Origin of the sequence: Escherichia sp. MOD1-EC4550 (assembly GCF_963876935.1) — a bacterium.
GTDB classification, from domain to species: Bacteria; Pseudomonadota; Gammaproteobacteria; order Enterobacterales; family Enterobacteriaceae; genus Escherichia; species Escherichia coli_F.
Genome location: NZ_CAWNSE010000012.1, coordinates 235,014 through 254,416 on the forward strand (window position 1 = coordinate 235,014; position 19,403 = coordinate 254,416).

The window sequence follows — 19,403 nt, forward strand, 5'->3', positions numbered from 1 at the left end:
GCCGCATATTCTACCCGTTATCCACTGGCACGCCAAACCACTGATGATACCAACGAGGTAAAATTTGCTCTCTGAGGCTGCTAATCCGCCAGCCTTGCGCTGAAAAATTGACCGTTATTTGACCCTGATGTGGAGTATCAAGCCACTTATAACCCTGTTGTTGATAGCGATGTTTAACTTTGCTTGAGGGCAGTCGCCATGCGTTATAGCGCGATGCCGATGCGAGTGCCACTTTTCCATTCACTCGCTGAATTAATGGCAACGATGATGAGGTATTACTGCCATGGTGAGGTACCTGAAGTAATGTTGCCTGCATTTGCTGCCAGTAACGGCTTAGCATCTTTTGTTCAGCGGGGGCTTCAATATCACCGGTTAGGAGAATGCTATTCGTCCCGTCATCAACCTTAACCACACAGGAATGGTTATTTCCTTTATCGTTGCTACCTTGTAAAGGCCAGTGCACGCTGAAACGCAATCCTTGCCATTGCCACGCTTCGCCACGCACACAGGGCTGATGATGTTCCCAGCTTAAAGGGCTTCTGACCCATAACGTCGGCCAGGCTCGTAATATCGAGTCCAGCCCTCCCCGATGATCCAGATGTTCATGACTAAGAATGACGCCTTCTGGTTCAAGATTATGCCAGCGTGGCCAGGGGATAATCAGTTGTTGCCCACTATCCCCCTCCGGCCAGGCCAGTCCGGTGTCATAGAGAATCGCTTTACCGTTTCTGGCTATCACCATTGCCAGCCCTTGCCCGACATCAAGCATGTACACCTGCCACGCGTCAGGCCGAGGTTTTTGCCACAGCGGCCAGCACATCAGCAAGCCTCCAGCCACACACATTGCCGGCAACACTCGCCAGGCGTTTAATCGCCATACCACCAGTAAGAACCATGGGGAAAATGTTAGCCATTGCCAACGTTCAGCAATGTTGATCCACCCTTCCGGCAAACTCTTTAACCCCCAGAAAAGTAAAGCCAAAGACCGGTCGGCAAGAAACCATAACCCTTGTTCCAGAATAAACGGCCCGCTTAAATGCACAACCATCGCGGCGAGAATCAACGGAACCGTGATAAATGTCACCAGGGGAATTGCAAAAAGATTTGCAATAAACGAGGTCAGACTAATGCCATGAAATATGACAATTTGCACGGGCATAAGCAGGAGGGTGATTCCCAGTTGCAGATGGATGAGGGAAACAACCGCGCGCAATGCTGGCGGCAGCTGCCACTCCGGACAGGGAAACCACTGATACCAAAAAATCAGCGCCGCTACCGCAGCGGCAGAGAGCCATAAACTTTGCGAAAGAATGGCAACAGGATCCATCAGCAAAATTGCCGCCAGACAACATATCCATACATCCCAGCCACTCCATTGTCGTCCACTTAACTTAAGCATTCCCCAAATGGCAAGCGCCACCACGGTACGCAATGCAGGAGGCTGCATTCCCGTTAGCCAGGCGTAAAAAGCAGCACAGCAGATTCCACCAATTAATGGCATTTGCCAGTGGATCCAGCACCCAGGCAGAAAAACTTGCCCACCGCGAATGAGTCCTGCAGCCAGCAACGCCGCAAAAGCGATGTGCAATCCTGATATCGCCATTAAATGCGCCGTTCCAGTATCACGCATGATATTTTTGATTTCTTTGGGGACGGATAACCGTTCCCCCATACCTAATCCAAGAATAACCGCGTTCCACATATAGGGTTGCAGCGTTGTTTGTAGTGACGCCAGATACTGTGCACGCAGGCTACAATTCGGTTCAATGACACTTGCCTGCAGAAAACGGCCGGTGAGCGGTTGATGCTGGGCAATGGCATAACGCTGGCTATCAAAGCCGCCATCATTAAGTTGGCCATGAACTGCACGAACTTTGAGTTTCATTGACCATACTTGTCCGGCACAAACCGCTTGCGGAAGATATTCGCCATACAGTACGAGGCCTGGCGCAGGGAATATACGTCGACCTTGTAGATGAGTAATTTGACCGTAATGAGTGGTCATGCCGTCAGTAGCAGTGATCTCAACTATTGCATCCTGCGTCGCGCCAGTTAAGGTTTCTCCTGCCCACAAAATTTGCTTTGCCGCTAATATGCCCCAAAGAAAAAACAGCAGCGTCAGCGCGATATAACGGACGGCTTTAACAGGAATAAATGCCAGTACGCAGGCGAAGACTGTCAGAAACGCAAGGGTTAATGTCCCAGGCAATTGGGGCAAAATCAACAACGGAAAAATTCCGCAAATTATGCTTACGCCGACTGTCGTTATTTTCATGCACCTCTCCCTGTTTATGGAAAGTGTGCAACTTATTTGAACGGCTGTCTGGTGGTAGTTTTATGTTCCCCGAGGTGCGTTCAGAAGAATTTAACGAGAAAGTGAAAACTGCTCAAAACTCTGCGAGGCAGCTTCCAGTTTCAGATTAGAGAAATGAAAAAAGCACCCGACAGGTGCTTTTCTCGCGTTCAAGTTTGGGTAAAAACTTAACCGTAAATATTGGCGCGATCGCGCAGTTCTTTACCTGGTTTAAAGTGAGGAACGTATTTTCCTTCCAGTTCTACTTTATCGCCAGTCTTCGGATTACGTCCGGTACGTGGTGCGCGGTAGTGCAAAGAGAAACTGCCGAAACCGCGGATTTCAATACGCTCGCCCTGCGCAAGAGTCGAGGCCATATGCTCCAGCATCTCTTTTACTGCATCTTCAACCGTCTTGGCGGGAATGTGCGATTGCTGGGTGGCAAGTCTTTCTATCAATTCTGACTTGGTCATGATTCCTCCGGTTCCTTAAAGGCAAATTAAGCGGCTGCTGTTGCTGCATTGATTAAGGGCGGCCGTAGCCGCCCTTAGTGCTTGATTACAGGACGAAACCTGCAATCTGTCAAGTAAACTCAACAAACTTCGGAATAAAAATCCCGAAGAGTCAGAGAATTACTCGCCTTTAGCTGCTTTGAAAGCTTCAGCCATTGCGTTGTTGGAGAAGTTTGCATCTTCCTGTTTGTTAACAGTTGCGATTGCATCTTTCTCATCAGCTTCGTCTTTCGCACGAACAGACAGGCTGATTGCGCGGTTCTTACGATCAACGCCGGTGAATTTAGCTTCAACTTCGTCGCCAACGCTCAGAACCAGGGTAGCGTCTTCAACGCGGTCACGGGATGCTTCAGAAGCACGCAGGTAACCTTCTACGCCGTCAGCCAGTTCTACGGTTGCGCCTTTAGCGTCAACTGCAGTTACTTTACCGGTTACGATAGCGCCTTTCTTGTTCAGAGCAACCCAGTTGTTGAACGGATCTTCTGCGAGCTGTTTAACGCCCAGGGAGATACGTTCACGTTCTGCGTCAACCTGCAGAACAACTGCAGCGATTTCGTCGCCTTTTTTGTATTCACGAACTGCTTCTTCGCCTGCAACGTTCCAGGAGATGTCAGACAGGTGAACCAGGCCGTCGATGCCGCCGTCCAGGCCGATGAAGATACCGAAGTCAGTGATAGACTTGATTTTACCTTCAACACGGTCGCCCTTGTTGTGGGTTTCCGCGAACTGCTGCCACGGATTAGCTTTGCACTGTTTCAGACCCAGGGAGATACGACGACGTTCTTCGTCGATATCCAGAACCATAACTTCCACTACATCGCCAACGTTAACAACTTTGGACGGGTGGATGTTTTTGTTGGTCCAATCCATTTCGGAAACGTGTACCAGGCCTTCAACGCCTTCTTCGATTTCAACGAAGCAGCCGTAGTCGGTCAGGTTGGTCACGCGACCAGTCAGTTTGGTACCTTCCGGATAACGTTTAGCGATAGCTACCCACGGATCTTCGCCCAGCTGTTTCAGGCCCAGGGATACACGGGTACGTTCGCGGTCGAACTTCAGCACTTTAACAGTGATTTCGTCGCCCACGTTGACGATTTCGCTCGGATGCTTAACGCGTTTCCAGGCCATATCAGTGATGTGCAGCAGGCCGTCAACGCCGCCCAGATCAACGAATGCACCGTAGTCAGTGAGGTTCTTAACGATACCTTTAACTTCCATGCCTTCCTGCAGGTTTTCCAGCAGCTGATCGCGCTCTGCGCTGTTTTCGGATTCGATAACGGCACGACGAGAAACAACAACGTTGTTGCGCTTCTGATCCAGCTTGATTACTTTGAATTCAAGCTCTTTGCCTTCCAGGTGCAGAGTGTCACGCACCGGACGAACGTCTACCAGAGAACCTGGCAGGAACGCACGAATACCGTTCAGCTCAACAGTGAAGCCGCCCTTAACTTTGCCGTTGATAACACCGGTAACAGTTTCAGCATCTTCGTAAGCTTTTTCCAGCGTGATCCAGGCTTCGTGACGTTTAGCTTTCTCACGGGACAGCAGAGTTTCACCGAAGCCGTCTTCTACTGCGTCCAGAGCAACGTCAACTTCGTCACCTACCTGGATTTCCAGCTCGCCCTGGGCGTTTTTGAACTGCTCAGCCGGGATGGCGGACTCAGATTTCAGACCAGCGTCAACCAGTACTACGTCTTTGTCGATAGCAACAACAACGCCACGAACGATAGAACCCGGGCGGGTTTCGATTTCTTTTAAGGACTCTTCAAAGAGTTGAGCAAAAGATTCAGTCATGTTTAATCTTCAGGTTTATATTTAACGTCCACCTGGCTCCATGCCGGATGGGGTTGTTTAACATACCCGCTGTCATTCCATTGCAACGGGGGTACTGCAAATTCGGTCGCTTATGCGAGAGCCAATTTCTGGCGCGCGTATTGTAGCGCTTTTTCAATCACTTGCTCAATGCTTAAGGTGGTGGAATCCAACACTAAAGCATCGGCTGCCGGAACCAGTGGCGCTACCGCTCGGTTACGATCGCGGTCGTCGCGTTCTTTGATCTCGGCCAAAAGGCGCTCAAAGTTAACACTAAAGCCCTTCTCCTGCAACTGTAGCATGCGGCGATGCGCACGTTCTTCCGAGGAGGCGTCAAGGAAAATTTTCACTGGCGCATCAGGGAATACCACCGTTCCCATATCGCGGCCATCGGCAATCAAGCCTGGTAATTCGCGAAACGCGCGTTGGCGACGCAATAATGCTTCACGAACGCGTGGGAATGCCGCGACTTGTGAAGCAGCATTCGCCACTTCCTGAGTACGAATTTCGCCGCTGACATCTTCCCCTTCGAGGATCACTTCCAGATTGCCATTGGTCGACACAAAACGTACATCCAGATGGGATGCCAGCGGCACCAGCGCATCTTCCGAAGCAACATCAACATGGTGATGTAATGCCGCCAGTGCCAGTACGCGATAAATTGCACCCGAATCCAGCAGATGCCATTGCAACGCTTCCGCCATAGCCTTACACAAGGTGCCTTTCCCTGCACCGCTTGGGCCATCAATGGTAATAACCGGGGCAATTGCCGTCATCTTTATCTCCTTAAAACAGGCGTACCGTTAACATAACCGCGCGCATTATACGCGCCGACGCCACAAATCGTTAACGTTGTGTGCAAAAACCAGTTTTGTCTGTATTCAGATGGGGATTTATTGCGCAATTATAGCGGGCTGGCAGAAGACCAGCCCAAAAGATGACAATGATTTACTTACCAGAGGCGATACGATCACGGATGTGTTGCGCACGCTCTGTTGATGGTGGGTGAGAGTCAAACATGGACTGGGTGCGACCGCCATCCAGGCTGGCCAGTTTTTCAAAGCTGCCAACCAGCCCCTGGGTGCTGATGCCACGTTTCTTCAACAGATCAAAGGAGAAATCATCTGCTTCGGACTCTTTATCGCGGGAGTATTTCGCATTGATCGCGCCTTCTGCGATATCACCTAATTGTGAGCGAGAAAGCTGGGAAGCCACACCGCTGGTAGCGGAAATCGCATCACGTGCGGCCACGATCGCATAAGAAGCTTTCATTTCAGCCAGAGAGTGACCCAACGCGACGTGGCCCAGTTCATGGCCCAGAACGCCTTCAATTTCGTTGTCGTTCATCATGTCCATCAGGCCACTGTAGACACGAACACAGCCGTTCGCCATCGCCCATGCGTTGACGTCGCTGGTCATATAAACCTTATAGTTGACCGGCGTGCCATTAATATTGTTACCCAATGCTTTGGCGATTTTTGCCAGACGTTTACCGTACTTGCTGGATTTACTTGCGACTTGATTGCCGCTGTCCATTTCGGCACAGCCCTGATTGGCAATCGCTTTTGCATCGGCATCGCTTAATGTTGCTGCTTTATAGGCATTTAAACCGGAGCTGATAGCCATATTGGTATCAATACCGTGGGTATTCTGACACCCTGTCAGTAAAGCTGCAGAGGCCGCAATCGCCAGCAGTAATTTAGTATTCTTCATGTGAATCATCCGTTGATTAATCATATATAAATATTATGTATCAATAACTTACATCGACAAACGACGCTACCATTAATCAAAATGACTCACAAGGTCCGAAAAAAAACGCCGGCAATGTGCCGACGTTTTGATAAAGAAAGATTTGGCTATTTATTGCACGTTGTTCATTCAGGCTGCCTGGCTAATCCGCGCCAGCTGCTCGAAATAATCCGGAAATGTTTTGGCCGTGCATTTGGGATCAAGAATCGTCACTGGTGTATCTGACAACGCCACCAGCGAGAAACACATCGCCATCCGGTGATCATTGTATGTTGCGATCTCGGCAAAGTTCAGTTTTTCCGGTGGAGTGATACGAATGTAATCGTGCCCCTCTTCTACTTCCGCACCAACTTTACGCAGTTCTGTTGCCATCGCAAACAGGCGATCGGTCTCTTTAACACGCCAGTTATAGATATTGCGCAGAGTGGTGGTGCCTTTTGCAAATAACGCCGCCGTGGCAATGGTCATCGCCGCATCAGGAATATGGTTCATATCCATATCAATAGCGTTCAGTTCACCCCGCGTGCAGGAAATATAATCATCGCCCCAGCAAATGGTCGCGCCCATTTTTTCCAGCACATCAGCAAAGCGAATATCACCCTGCATACTGTTGCGTCCAATGCCGGTCACTTTTACAGTGCCGCCTTTGATTGCTGCTGCTGCCAGGAAGTAAGAAGCCGAAGATGCATCGCCTTCGACCAAATAAGTACCCGGAGACTGATAAGACTGCCCGCCTTTTACGACAAATTGTTGATAGTGCTGATTTTCAATTTCAACACCAAACGTCTTCATCAGATTGAGTGTGATGTCGATATAAGGTTTAGAGACCAGATCGCCTTTAATACGAATCACCGTATCTTCCGGTGCAAGAGGCGCAGTCATTAACAGTGCGGTGAGAAACTGACTGGAAACGGAGCCATCAACGTCAACGTTGCCGCCAGTAAAGCCGCCCTGTAAACGCAATGGTGGATAATTTTCTTGTTCCAGGTAAGTGATCTTCGCCCCACCCAGGCGCAGCGCATCCACCAGATGACCAATGGGGCGTTCTTTCATACGCGGTTCACCGGTCAGCACAATATCATTGCTACCCAGACAAAGAGCTGCCGCCAGCGGACGCATTGCCGTTCCGGCGTTACCGAGGAACAACTCCAGGGCACTTTTTGCGTGTAATGGACCGCCGTTACCGATGATTTCGCAACGCGTACGATCGGCTGAAAGCGTATAGCTTACCCCTAACGCTGTTAATGCATTCAGCATATGGCGCACGTCATCGCTATCCAGCAGATTGGTTAATACTGTTTTGCCGTGTGCTAATGCCGCCAGCAATAAAGCGCGGTTAGAAACGCTCTTGGAACCGGGCAGATTAATGGTGCCATCGACACGAGCGATGGGTTGTAACGTCAGGGATTCCATGAACTCAACTCTCTACAACAGAAATAAAAACCCCACAGGCTGGCTGTGGGGATTAAGCAAAATTTCGGCATTAGCCGTGACGGCGTTCGAACTCAATCATGAAGTCTGTCAGCGCTTTAACGCCTTCCAGAGGCATTGCGTTATAAATTGACGCACGCATACCGCCGACCACACGATGCCCTTTCAGGGCATGCAGCCCCGCAGCAAAAGACTCTTCAAGGAACAATTTGTCAAGCGCACTGTCCGCCAACTGGAACGGCACGTTCATCCGCGAACGGTTAGCTTTCGCCACGTCATTGCGGTAGAAATCGCTGTTATCAATCACCCCATACAGCAGTTCTGCTTTTTGCTGATTGATTTTATCCATTGCAGCCACGCCGCCGTTCGCTTTCAGCCATTTGAATACCAGACCGGACAGGTACCAGGCAAATGTCGGCGGCGTGTTAAACATTGAGTCGTTATCGTTAAGGATGGAATAATCCAGAATCGACGGACAAGCGATATTCGCTTTACCCAGTAAGTCTTCACGAACGATGACGATTGTCAGGCCCGCCGGGCCGATATTTTTCTGTGCGCCAGCATAAATCACACCGTAACGACTGACGTCAATTGGACGGGAAAGAATTGTTGAAGAGAAGTCGGCTGCAACCACCACTTCTTTACCAAAGTCTGGCGTTTCGTCGATGGCGATACCATCGATGGTCTCATTTGGGCAGTAATGCATATAAGCGGCATTATCAGAGAGCTGCCATTCACGCATTGGCTTAACCGCACGAAGACCATCAACAGTCACTTTGGCGTCAAAGACATTTGGCTTGCAGTATTTTTTCGCTTCTTTAATGGCACTTGCCGCCCAGTAACCGGCATCAACATAATCTGCAGTGGTTTTATCACCAAGAATATTCAGCGGAACAGCAGCAAACTGACCGCGACCACCGCCGTGGCAGAACAATACTTTATAGTTGGAGGGGATATTAAGAAGATCGCGAAAATCCTTCTCGGCTTCCTCTGCAACCTGAATGAACTCTTTACCACGGTGGCTCACTTCCATCACCGACGTACCAAGACCGTTCCAGTCGCGCAGTTCCTGTTGAGCCTGTTTAAGCACCTCTGCCGGTAGCATTGCCGGACCAGAACTAAAATTGAAGATTTGAGCCATTTCCCCTCACCACGTTGCGTTGCCATTAACCCACGGACAATCGATTGCGACCGCGGGTAATACATTATTCCTGTGGCTATCGGTTTTATCATTCAGTGGCGCGCATCGCAATGGGTAAAACAGTCGAGGGCAAAAATGCGGCACGCGTCACACAATAGAATCTCTCGGATTATTGTCCAAAAACCGATTTTTTTGCTGTCAGGTCACCCGTTTAGCCCGACTTGCCTTCGTCCATTCTGGATTTGCACAGCGCGGACATAATTGTTTTTCCCCTGCATTCATATGAATGATCTCACTGCAACGGATGCAAGCATAGTCCGCCGACTCAGGCACCACTTTGTAACGCTGAGTACAGTCACTGGGTAAAATTAGTAATCCCGGTTTGACCTTGTCATCTTCAAAGAAATAGACACTGATTTGCCCGTTGGTTTCGAGAATCGCCAGACGTACCTGCCCCAACTGCTCCACTCCACGCAGTCGCAGCTCCATAAAGAACTCAAATTCCGTCATGTTGGAGTTATTAAGTTTCGACCAGGCCAGCTCACCATCCTCAATAATGACAACCGGCTTGCCTTCCAGAAGATCCTCCAGTTTTTCACTGTGCGCCATCAACCACATTACCAGACGGTATAACAACGCCAGAGTAATAAAGACGATAAGCACCGGAACCATCGGCACATCATCATAAAACGCCACATCCCCCGCCGCTGACCCCAGCGTCAGAATGATTAACACTTCAAACAGCGACATCTGCCGCACACCGCGTCTGCCGGTCATTTTGAGGAATAAAAAGACCAGTACAAAGGTATAAAGACTACGTAGTGCAACTTCGCCAAGGAAATCAAAAGGCACTTTATCAAATGCCATACGGTGGAGATCGAATGCCTTCATTTTTATGCTCTTATCGTGGTTTATCCGCTAAAAGCATAGTCAACAGTTCATCTGCCTGGCGGCGGTGATAGCGCCTTTGAGATAAAACCCGTATTATTGCGCGCTTTCCGTACGACTAAAGTGATTTTCATGACGCAAACATTTATCCCCGGCAAAGATGCCGCCCTGGAAGATTCCATCGCTCGCTTCCAGCAAAAACTTTCAGACCTCGGTTTTCAGATTGAAGAGGCCTCCTGGCTGAATCCCGTGCCTAACGTCTGGTCTGTGCATATTCGCGACAAAGAGTGCGCACTGTGTTTTACCAACGGTAAAGGCGCAACCAAAAAAGCGGCGCTGGCTTCTGCACTCGGTGAATATTTCGAGCGTCTGTCTACCAACTACTTTTTTGCTGACTTCTGGCTGGGCGAAACCATCGCCAACGGTCCATTCGTGCATTATCCCAACGAAAAATGGTTCCCACTGACCGAAAACGACGATGTACCAGAAGGGCTGCTCGATGACCGTCTGCGCGCATTTTACGATCCGGAGAATGAACTGACCGGCAGCATGCTGATTGACCTACAATCTGGTAACGAAGATCGTGGTATTTGCGGTCTACCGTTTACGCGCCAGTCCGACAATCAGATCGTTTATATTCCGATGAATATCATTGGTAACCTGTACGTTTCTAACGGTATGTCCGCTGGCAATACCCGAAACGAAGCACGCGTTCAGGGGTTGTCCGAAGTTTTCGAACGCTACGTGAAAAACCGGATTATTGCTGAAAGCATCAGCCTGCCAGAGATCCCGGCAGACGTGCTGGCGCGTTATCCAGCGGTGGTTGAAGCGATCGAAACACTGGAAGCGGAAGGTTTCCCGATCTTCGCTTATGATGCCTCGCTTGGCGGTCAATATCCGGTGATCTGCGTGGTACTGTTCAATCCAGCTAACGGTACCTGCTTTGCATCCTTCGGTGCACATCCTGATTTTGGCGTTGCACTGGAACGTACCGTGACCGAGTTGCTGCAAGGCCGCGGTCTGAAAGATTTGGATGTGTTTACTCCGCCAACCTTCGATGATGAAGAAGTCGCTGAACATACTAACCTCGAAACGCACTTTATCGATTCCAGCGGTTTAATCTCCTGGGACCTGTTCAAGCAGGATGCTGATTATCCGTTTGTGGACTGGAGCTTCTCAGGCACCACGGAAGAAGAGTTTGCTACGCTGATGGCTATCTTCAACAAAGAAGATAAAGAAGTTTATATTGCCGATTACGAGCATCTGGGCGTTTATGCTTGCCGCATTATCGTGCCTGGCATGTCCGATATTTATCCGGCAGAAGATCTGTGGCTGGCGAATAACAGCATGGGCAGCCATTTACGTGAAACGATTCTTTCACTCCCAGGCAGCGAGTGGGAAAAAGAAGATTACCTGAACCTCATCGAGCAACTGGATGAAGAAGGTTTTGATGACTTTACCCGCGTGCGTGAGCTATTGGGTCTGGCAACCGGGCCGGATAACGGCTGGTACACTCTGCGTATCGGTGAATTAAAGGCTATGCTGGCGCTGGCTGGTGGCGATCTGGAACAGGCTCTGGTCTGGACTGAATGGACGATGGAATTTAACTCATCAGTGTTCAGTCCGGAACGCGCCAACTATTATCGCTGTCTGCAAACGTTGTTATTACTGGCACAGGAAGAAGACCGCCAACCACTGCAATATCTGAATGCCTTCGTTCGTATGTATGGCGCAGATGCCGTGGAAGCCGCCAGTGCGGCAATGAGCGGCGAAGCGGCATTTTATGGCTTGCAACCCGTAGATAGCGATCTGCACGCGTTTGCTGCACATCAGTCGTTGTTGAAGGCCTACGAAAAGCTGCAGCGCGCCAAAGCAGCATTCTGGGCAAAATAAAATCAAATAGCCTACGCAATGTAGGCTTAATGATTCGTCTGAGTTATATTACGGGGCGTTTTTTAATGCCCCGCTTTACATATATTTGCATTAATAAAATAATTGTAATTATAAAGTTAAATATCGGTAATTTGTATTTAATAAATACGATCGATATTGTTACTTTATTCGCCTGGTGCTCCCTTTTAATTAACTGTTTTAGCGGAGGATGCGGAAAAAATTCAACTCATTTGTTAATTTTTAAAATTTATTTTTATTTGGATAATCAAATATTTACTCCGTATTTGCATAAAAACCATGCGAGTTACGGGCCTATAAGCCAGGCGAGATATGATCTATATCAATTTCTCATCTATAATGCTTTGTTAGTATCTCGTCGCCGACTTAATAAAGAGAGAGTTAGTGTGAAAGCTGACAACCCTTTTGATCTTTTACTTCCTGCAGCAATGGCCAAAGTGGCCGAAGAGGCAGGTGTCTATAAAGCAACGAAACATCCGCTTAAGACTTTCTATCTGGCGATTACCGCCGGTGTTTTCATCTCAATCGCATTCGTCTTCTATATCACAGCAACCACTGGCACAGGAACAATGCCCTTCGGCATGGCAAAACTGGTTGGCGGCATTTGCTTCTCTCTGGGGCTGATTCTTTGTGTTGTCTGCGGAGCCGATCTCTTTACTTCCACAGTGTTGATTGTTGTTGCTAAGGCGAGTGGGCGCATCACCTGGGGTCAGTTGGCGAAAAACTGGCTAAATGTCTATTTTGGCAACCTGGTCGGCGCACTGCTGTTTGTACTTTTAATGTGGCTTTCCGGCGAGTATATGACCGCGAATGGTCAATGGGGACTAAACGTCCTACAAACCGCCGACCACAAAGTGCACCATACTTTTATTGAGGCCGTCTGCCTTGGTATCCTGGCAAACCTGATGGTATGTCTGGCAGTATGGATGAGTTATTCTGGCCGCAGCCTGATGGATAAAGCGTTCATTATGGTGCTGCCGGTCGCGATGTTTGTTGCCAGCGGTTTTGAGCACAGTATCGCAAACATGTTTATGATCCCGATGGGTATTGTAATCCGCGACTTCGCATCTCCGGAATTCTGGACCGCTGTCGGTTCTGCACCGGAAAATTTTTCTCACCTGACCGTGATGAACTTCATCACTGATAACCTGATTCCGGTTACGATCGGTAATATTATCGGCGGTGGTTTGTTGGTTGGGTTGACATACTGGGTCATTTACCTGCGTGAAAACGATCACCATTAATGGTTGTCGAAGTACGCAGTAAATAAAAAATCCACTTAAGAAGGTAGGTGTTACATGTCCGAGCTTAATGAAAAGTTAGCCACAGCCTGGGAAGGTTTTACCAAAGGTGACTGGCAGAATGAAGTAAACGTCCGTGACTTCATTCAGAAAAACTACACTCCGTACGAGGGTGACGAGTCCTTCCTGGCTGGCGCTACTGAAGCGACCACCACCCTGTGGGACAAAGTAATGGAAGGCGTTAAACTGGAAAACCGCACTCACGCGCCAGTTGACTTTGACACCGCTGTTGCTTCCACCATCACCTCTCACGACGCTGGCTACATCAACAAAGCGTTGGAAAAAGTTGTTGGTCTGCAGACTGAAGCTCCGCTGAAACGTGCTCTTATCCCGTTCGGTGGTATCAAAATGATCGAAGGTTCCTGCAAAGCGTACAACCGCGAACTGGACCCGATGATCAAAAAAATCTTCACTGAATACCGTAAAACTCACAACCAGGGCGTGTTCGACGTTTACACTCCGGACATCCTGCGTTGCCGTAAATCCGGTGTTCTGACCGGTCTGCCAGATGCTTATGGCCGTGGTCGTATCATCGGTGACTACCGTCGCGTTGCGCTGTACGGTATCGACTACCTGATGAAAGACAAATACGCTCAGTTCACCTCTCTGCAGGCTGATCTGGAAAACGGCGTAAACCTGGAACAGACTATCCGTCTGCGCGAAGAAATCGCTGAACAGCACCGCGCTCTGGGTCAGATGAAAGAAATGGCTGCGAAATACGGCTACGACATCTCTGGTCCGGCTACCAACGCTCAGGAAGCAATCCAGTGGACTTACTTCGGCTACCTGGCTGCTGTTAAGTCTCAGAACGGTGCTGCAATGTCCTTCGGTCGTACCTCCACCTTCCTGGATGTGTACATCGAACGTGACCTGAAAGCTGGCAAGATCACCGAACAAGAAGCGCAGGAAATGGTTGACCACCTGGTCATGAAACTGCGTATGGTTCGCTTCCTGCGTACTCCGGAATACGATGAACTGTTCTCTGGCGACCCGATCTGGGCAACCGAATCTATCGGTGGTATGGGCCTCGACGGTCGTACCCTGGTTACCAAAAACAGCTTCCGTTTCCTGAACACCCTGTACACCATGGGTCCGTCTCCGGAACCGAACATGACCATTCTGTGGTCTGAAAAACTGCCGCTGAACTTCAAGAAATTCGCCGCTAAAGTGTCCATCGACACCTCTTCTCTGCAGTATGAGAACGATGACCTGATGCGTCCGGACTTCAACAACGATGACTACGCTATCGCTTGTTGCGTAAGCCCGATGATCGTTGGTAAACAAATGCAGTTCTTCGGTGCGCGTGCAAACCTGGCGAAAACCATGCTGTACGCAATCAACGGCGGTGTTGACGAAAAACTGAAAATGCAGGTTGGTCCGAAATCTGAACCGATCAAAGGCGACGTCCTGAACTACGATGAAGTGATGGAGCGCATGGATCACTTCATGGACTGGCTGGCTAAACAGTACATTACCGCACTGAACATCATCCACTACATGCACGACAAGTACAGCTACGAAGCCTCTCTGATGGCGCTGCACGACCGTGACGTTATCCGCACCATGGCATGTGGTATTGCTGGTCTGTCCGTTGCTGCTGACTCCCTGTCTGCAATCAAATATGCGAAAGTTAAACCGATTCGTGACGAAGACGGTCTGGCTATCGACTTCGAAATCGAAGGCGAATACCCGCAGTTTGGTAACAACGATCCACGTGTAGATGACCTGGCTGTTGACCTGGTAGAACGTTTCATGAAGAAAATTCAGAAACTGCACACCTACCGTGACGCAATCCCGACTCAGTCTGTTCTGACCATCACTTCTAACGTTGTGTATGGTAAGAAAACTGGTAACACCCCAGACGGTCGTCGTGCTGGCGCGCCGTTCGGACCGGGTGCTAACCCGATGCACGGTCGTGACCAGAAAGGTGCTGTAGCATCTCTGACTTCCGTTGCTAAACTGCCGTTTGCTTACGCTAAAGATGGTATCTCCTACACCTTCTCTATCGTTCCGAACGCACTGGGTAAAGACGACGAAGTTCGTAAGACCAACCTGGCTGGTCTGATGGATGGTTACTTCCACCACGAAGCATCCATCGAAGGTGGTCAGCACCTGAACGTTAACGTGATGAACCGTGAAATGCTGCTCGACGCGATGGAAAACCCGGAAAAATATCCGCAGCTGACCATCCGTGTATCTGGCTACGCAGTACGTTTCAACTCGCTGACTAAAGAACAGCAGCAGGACGTTATTACTCGTACCTTCACTCAATCTATGTAATTAGTTTTGACTGAAATCGTACAGTAAAAAGCGTACAATAAAGGCTCCACGAAAGTGGGGCCTTTTTTAGCACGAGAGCCTTTTTTGTCAGCTATCTATACTTTAAGGTGACTGCCAAAACAGACTCGACGTAGCCTTCGAGCTGCGCACCAACACGGCCTCAGATGGGCCACATCTGGAGAAACACCGCAATGTCAGTTATTGGTCGCATTCACTCCTTTGAATCCTGTGGAACCGTAGACGGCCCGGGTATTCGCTTTATCACCTTTTTCCAGGGCTGCCTGATGCGCTGCCTGTATTGTCATAACCGCGACACCTGGGACACGCATGGCGGTAAAGAAGTTACCGTTGAAGATTTGATGAAGGAAGTGGTGACCTATCGCCACTTTATGAACGCTTCCGGCGGCGGCGTTACCGCATCCGGCGGTGAAGCAATCCTGCAAGCTGAGTTTGTTCGTGACTGGTTCCGCGCCTGCAAAAAAGAAGGCATTCATACCTGTCTGGATACCAACGGTTTTGTTCGTCGTTACGATCCGGTGATTGATGAACTGCTGGAAGTAACCGACCTGGTAATGCTCGATCTCAAACAGATGAACGACGAGATCCACCAAAATCTGGTTGGAGTTTCCAACCACCGCACGCTGGAATTTGCTAAATATCTGGCGAATAAAAATGTGAAGGTGTGGATCCGCTACGTTGTTGTCCCAGGCTGGTCTGACGATGACGATTCAGCGCATCGCCTCGGTGAATTTACCCGTGATATGGGCAACGTTGAGAAAATCGAGCTTCTCCCCTACCACGAGCTGGGCAAACACAAATGGGTGGCGATGGGTGAAGAATACAAACTTGATGGTGTTAAACCACCGAAGAAAGAGACCATGGAACGCGTGAAAGGCATTCTTGAGCAGTACGGTCACAAGGTAATGTTCTAATTTCCCCGTAAAGCGGCAACTTTATTGAGTTGCCGCTTTGTTATTCCGCGCTTCATTCTGCTACAGCGTTTTTAACACATCTTATAGTGCATCTACCATATCCCGTACCTGAGATAATAACAACTGATAATAGCTCGCGTGAAGTTCTTCCCCATCGAATACCACTGTATTACACAAGAAAGTGACATCGGCATCTTCAATACCAAGATAACTGCACATATTTATCAAATATTCGCTTATATTTTTTTTCCAGCCCATCTGGACAAATGATTCTTTCTCTCCTCCAACCAGCGCCACCCAACGAACTTTATTGAATGGTAATTTGTGCCCATCTCCATAAGCCAGCCCATTATTCCATACTCTGTCAATATATCCTTTTAGCATTGCTGGGAAGCTGTACCACCAGAGAGGAAAAACCACCACTAACGTGTCATGTTCAAGCAGCTCTGAATAAAGCTGATGAACCTCTGGAGAATAACGTTTATCCATATTCTTCCAGTCTGGTTCATCTTCCGGCGTCATCACCGGGTTGAAATTACGCCGATATAAATCGAGTTCCGTCACCTGTATTTTCCGCTCCATTGCCCGCTGATGGATCGCATCAGCAATATGTGCGGTCAATGAATCATGACGAGGATGGGCCCATACCAAATAAATACGTTCAGACTGCATAATTTTACCTCCACGTTAAGTTCTGGAGCGCACTTTACGCAGGCGGCATCATCCTGTAAACGTGATGATTCAGGATGAGTTAATGAAGGATTTTCACTAATGCGGATGAATATGTCTGACTTTGCCACTTTCTTTGCCGTGGCCCGTAATCAAAGCTTTCGTGCAGCAGGCGATGAGTTAGGCTTATCTTCGTCCGCCATTAGCCATAGTATTAAAACACTGGAACAACGTCTTAAAATTCGCTTATTCAATCGGACAACCCGAAGCGTATCGTTAACGGAAGCGGGTTCTAATCTCTATGAACGATTGCGCCCAGCTTTCGACGAAATTCAGATCATGTTAGATGAGATGAATGATTTTCGTCTGACACCGACAGGTACGCTCAAAATCAATGCCGCCCGGGTAGCTGCACGTATATTTTTAATGCCTTTACTGGTTGGTTTCACACGTGAATATCCTGATATTAAAGTCGAGCTCACAACTGACGACTCTCTTGTTGATATCGTCCAGCAGGGCTTTGACGCTGGCGTTCGACTTAGTGGCATCGTCGAAAAAGATATGATCAGCGTGGCGATCGGCCCGCCAGTGAAATTATGTGTAGCAGCAACGCCAGAGTACTTTGCAAGATATGGCAAACCCCGCCATCCTCATGATCTGCTTAATCATCAATGTGTTGTTTTTCGTTATCCCAGCGGCAAACCTTTCCACTGGCAATTTGCAAAGGAGCTGGAAATTGCTGTCGCAGGAAATATCATTCTGGATGATGTTGATGCTGAACTGGATGCCGTTTTGATGGGTGCTGGTATCGGGTATCTGCTCTATGAACAGATCAAGGAGTACCTTGATACCGGTCGTTTAGAATGTGTACTGGAAGACTGGATCACAGAGCGTCCAGGCTTCCAGATCTATTACCCAAACCGCCAGTATATGTCCTGCGGCTTGCGCGCATTTCTCGATTATGTAAAAACGGGTCAGATCTGCCAGAGTCAGCGTCACCGACCACAATAATTATTTGCTATTCGCTTTACGCGCCAGCAGCGGGAATATCAGCCCTAATCCCACCAGCACAAACGGCGTTGCAACATTCAGCGCCAACTGGAATGTCCACTCTGCGGTGAAGGCTTCCATTTTCGGGAAAATACCCGTCAGGCAGGCAAAAGCGGTAAAGGCAAAACACCAAATTCCGACGGTCATTGCCAGCGGCTTATTACGAATAAAAACATATTCCGGCTTATATTTCTGCACCAGGCGAACAACTGCAATAAATGCAACAAATACCCATAAATAACGCAGCGGCATCACTACCGAGTTAAGGTTCAACAGCCATTTATAGAGATTGTTCATATCACCGATGCCGAGAGTCGGCAGCATAATCAGGATCGCCACCAGCACCAGGGTCAGAAAATAGCCATTAACGGGCGTACCAGATGCGTTGGTACGACATAAACTGGCAGGAATATATTTGCTGTCAGCATCGCCTAATAATACTTTAAGCGGCGCATCAATCGAGAATACCAGCGCAGCTACTTGACCCAGAGTATTCGCAATGGCGTAAATCACCATTAAAGTATTACCCATGCTGTAATACTCGCCCAGCTTCTGGAAGGCGTAATACTGGCCGTTGGTCATTAAGTCATCGGGAATATTGCGGGAGTCAAACATCATCCCCATTGCAAGCGATCCAAGGATCGCGCACACCGCAACCATCACCGCCAGGCATAACATCCCTTTTGGAAATTCTTTTCCTGGGTTGCGCGTTTGATTAACGTAGGGAGAAATCTTCTCTGCTCCACCAACCGCAAAGACCAGCATTGAAATAGTGGTAATGTAGGTAAAGTCGATATGAGGAATAAACGTTTCCCAGGTAATGTTTGTGGTCGCAATATGCACTTCAGTAATCGCAGGCGCGGTTACCGCCATCGCCACATACAGGAGCGACATAACAAACATCGCAATCCCTGCCACAGAACCGACGATTTTCAGTGATTTCATACCGCGTGAAGCAACCCACATAAAGAAGACAAACAGCACCAGCGTTAACCCCTGTAACGCTACGACGGAATATTCTTTGATTAGCGAACCGTCGCCTTTCATCGCCCAACCGAGCGCAATCAGTATTGCCTGGGGTTTTTGTGCCAGATAGGGAATATGCACTACCCAGTAGGTCCACGCGGCGAGGTAAGCCAGTCCGGGTCCCATCGTGTGTTTAATCCAGGTACTGACCCCGCCCTTCCCATCTTTGAAGGTCGAGCCTAACTGACCAACAATTAGCGCATAAGGGGTGAAATAGAGCGCAAAGATAAACACCCATGAAAAAACAACCACCAGCCCCTGGTTGGCGTAGTTATTAACAACGTTGCCAAAACCCCAGACAGTGATAAAAGACATCAGCGCAATGTTGTACCATCGCAGCTGTTTTTCCTGAACATTCCCAGCCATAGACAAATCCTTCGCCAAAATTAAAGGGGCATCTGTAAA

General features: G+C 48.9%; 15 protein-coding genes. 5 read left to right on the forward strand and 10 right to left on the reverse strand.

Annotated features, from left to right (window positions below):
• Positions 1-10: 10 nt before the first annotated feature.
• The 8 genes from AACU19_RS08485 to AACU19_RS08520 form a co-directional block, all read right to left on the reverse strand.
• Entirely contained in the window at positions 11-2,275 is a 2,265-nt protein-coding gene (locus tag AACU19_RS08485; RefSeq protein WP_105278092.1) for a ComEC family protein, read from the reverse strand.
• Positions 2,276-2,481: 206 nt separating this feature from the next.
• Positions 2,482-2,766 (reverse strand): integration host factor subunit beta, encoded by a 285-nt coding sequence (gene ihfB / locus AACU19_RS08490; RefSeq protein WP_000167336.1) that lies wholly within the window; start codon positions 2,764-2,766, stop codon positions 2,482-2,484.
• A 159-nt stretch (positions 2,767-2,925) separates the two neighbouring features.
• Positions 2,926-4,599 carry a 30S ribosomal protein S1 gene (gene rpsA / locus AACU19_RS08495; RefSeq protein ID WP_000140327.1) on the reverse strand — a complete coding sequence of 558 codons (1,674 nt, stop codon included), beginning with the start codon at positions 4,597-4,599 and terminating at the stop codon, positions 2,926-2,928.
• Between the two features lie 110 nt (positions 4,600-4,709).
• On the reverse strand, positions 4,710-5,393 hold the full coding sequence (cmk, locus tag AACU19_RS08500) for a (d)CMP kinase (RefSeq protein WP_000125016.1): 684 nt from the start codon (positions 5,391-5,393) through the stop codon (positions 4,710-4,712).
• A gap of 172 nt (positions 5,394-5,565) precedes the next feature.
• Positions 5,566-6,330, reverse strand: coding sequence for a metallopeptidase YcaL (ycaL, locus tag AACU19_RS08505; RefSeq protein WP_001353317.1), 765 nt, complete (start codon positions 6,328-6,330; stop codon positions 5,566-5,568).
• 168 nt (positions 6,331-6,498) lie between these two features.
• Positions 6,499-7,782: a 3-phosphoshikimate 1-carboxyvinyltransferase gene (aroA, locus tag AACU19_RS08510; RefSeq protein ID WP_000445247.1), complete on the reverse strand. Its 1,284-nt coding sequence runs from the start codon at positions 7,780-7,782 to the stop codon at positions 6,499-6,501.
• 70 nt (positions 7,783-7,852) lie between these two features.
• Complete coding sequence (gene serC / locus AACU19_RS08515; protein ID WP_000057129.1) at positions 7,853-8,941, reverse strand: 3-phosphoserine/phosphohydroxythreonine transaminase; 1,089 nt, start codon at positions 8,939-8,941, stop codon at positions 7,853-7,855.
• Positions 8,942-9,139: 198 nt separating this feature from the next.
• A complete protein-coding gene (locus AACU19_RS08520; protein ID WP_000642852.1) occupies positions 9,140-9,832 on the reverse strand; it encodes a DUF421 domain-containing protein in 693 nt (230 codons plus the stop codon).
• 129 nt (positions 9,833-9,961) lie between these two features.
• Here AACU19_RS08520 and ycaO point away from each other — a divergent pair, with 129 nt between their 5' ends.
• From ycaO to pflA, 4 genes are all read left to right on the forward strand, one after another.
• Entirely contained in the window at positions 9,962-11,722 is a 1,761-nt protein-coding gene (ycaO, locus tag AACU19_RS08525) for a 30S ribosomal protein S12 methylthiotransferase accessory factor YcaO (RefSeq protein ID WP_105278093.1), read from the forward strand.
• Positions 11,723-12,126: 404 nt separating this feature from the next.
• On the forward strand, positions 12,127-12,984 hold the full coding sequence (focA, locus tag AACU19_RS08530; RefSeq protein WP_000642546.1) for a formate transporter FocA: 858 nt from the start codon (positions 12,127-12,129) through the stop codon (positions 12,982-12,984).
• Between the two features lie 54 nt (positions 12,985-13,038).
• Complete coding sequence (gene pflB, locus AACU19_RS08535; protein ID WP_001292814.1) at positions 13,039-15,321, forward strand: formate C-acetyltransferase; 2,283 nt, start codon at positions 13,039-13,041, stop codon at positions 15,319-15,321.
• Between the two features lie 191 nt (positions 15,322-15,512).
• Positions 15,513-16,253: a pyruvate formate lyase 1-activating protein gene (pflA, locus tag AACU19_RS08540; RefSeq protein WP_000111043.1), complete on the forward strand. Its 741-nt coding sequence runs from the start codon at positions 15,513-15,515 to the stop codon at positions 16,251-16,253.
• 81 nt (positions 16,254-16,334) lie between these two features.
• Here pflA and AACU19_RS08545 read toward each other — a convergent pair whose 3' ends face one another.
• Positions 16,335-16,925 carry an NAD(P)H oxidoreductase gene (locus AACU19_RS08545; RefSeq protein ID WP_105278094.1) on the reverse strand — a complete coding sequence of 197 codons (591 nt, stop codon included), beginning with the start codon at positions 16,923-16,925 and terminating at the stop codon, positions 16,335-16,337.
• A gap of 99 nt (positions 16,926-17,024) precedes the next feature.
• Between AACU19_RS08545 and AACU19_RS08550 the strand changes: the two genes are divergently transcribed.
• On the forward strand, positions 17,025-17,933 hold the full coding sequence (locus AACU19_RS08550) for a LysR family transcriptional regulator (RefSeq protein ID WP_001242673.1): 909 nt from the start codon (positions 17,025-17,027) through the stop codon (positions 17,931-17,933).
• Here AACU19_RS08550 and AACU19_RS08555 read toward each other — a convergent pair whose 3' ends face one another.
• Positions 17,934-19,364 (reverse strand): APC family permease, encoded by a 1,431-nt coding sequence (locus AACU19_RS08555; RefSeq protein ID WP_105278095.1) that lies wholly within the window; start codon positions 19,362-19,364, stop codon positions 17,934-17,936. It abuts the gene before it with no gap.
• Between the last annotated feature and the right edge of the window lie 39 nt (positions 19,365-19,403).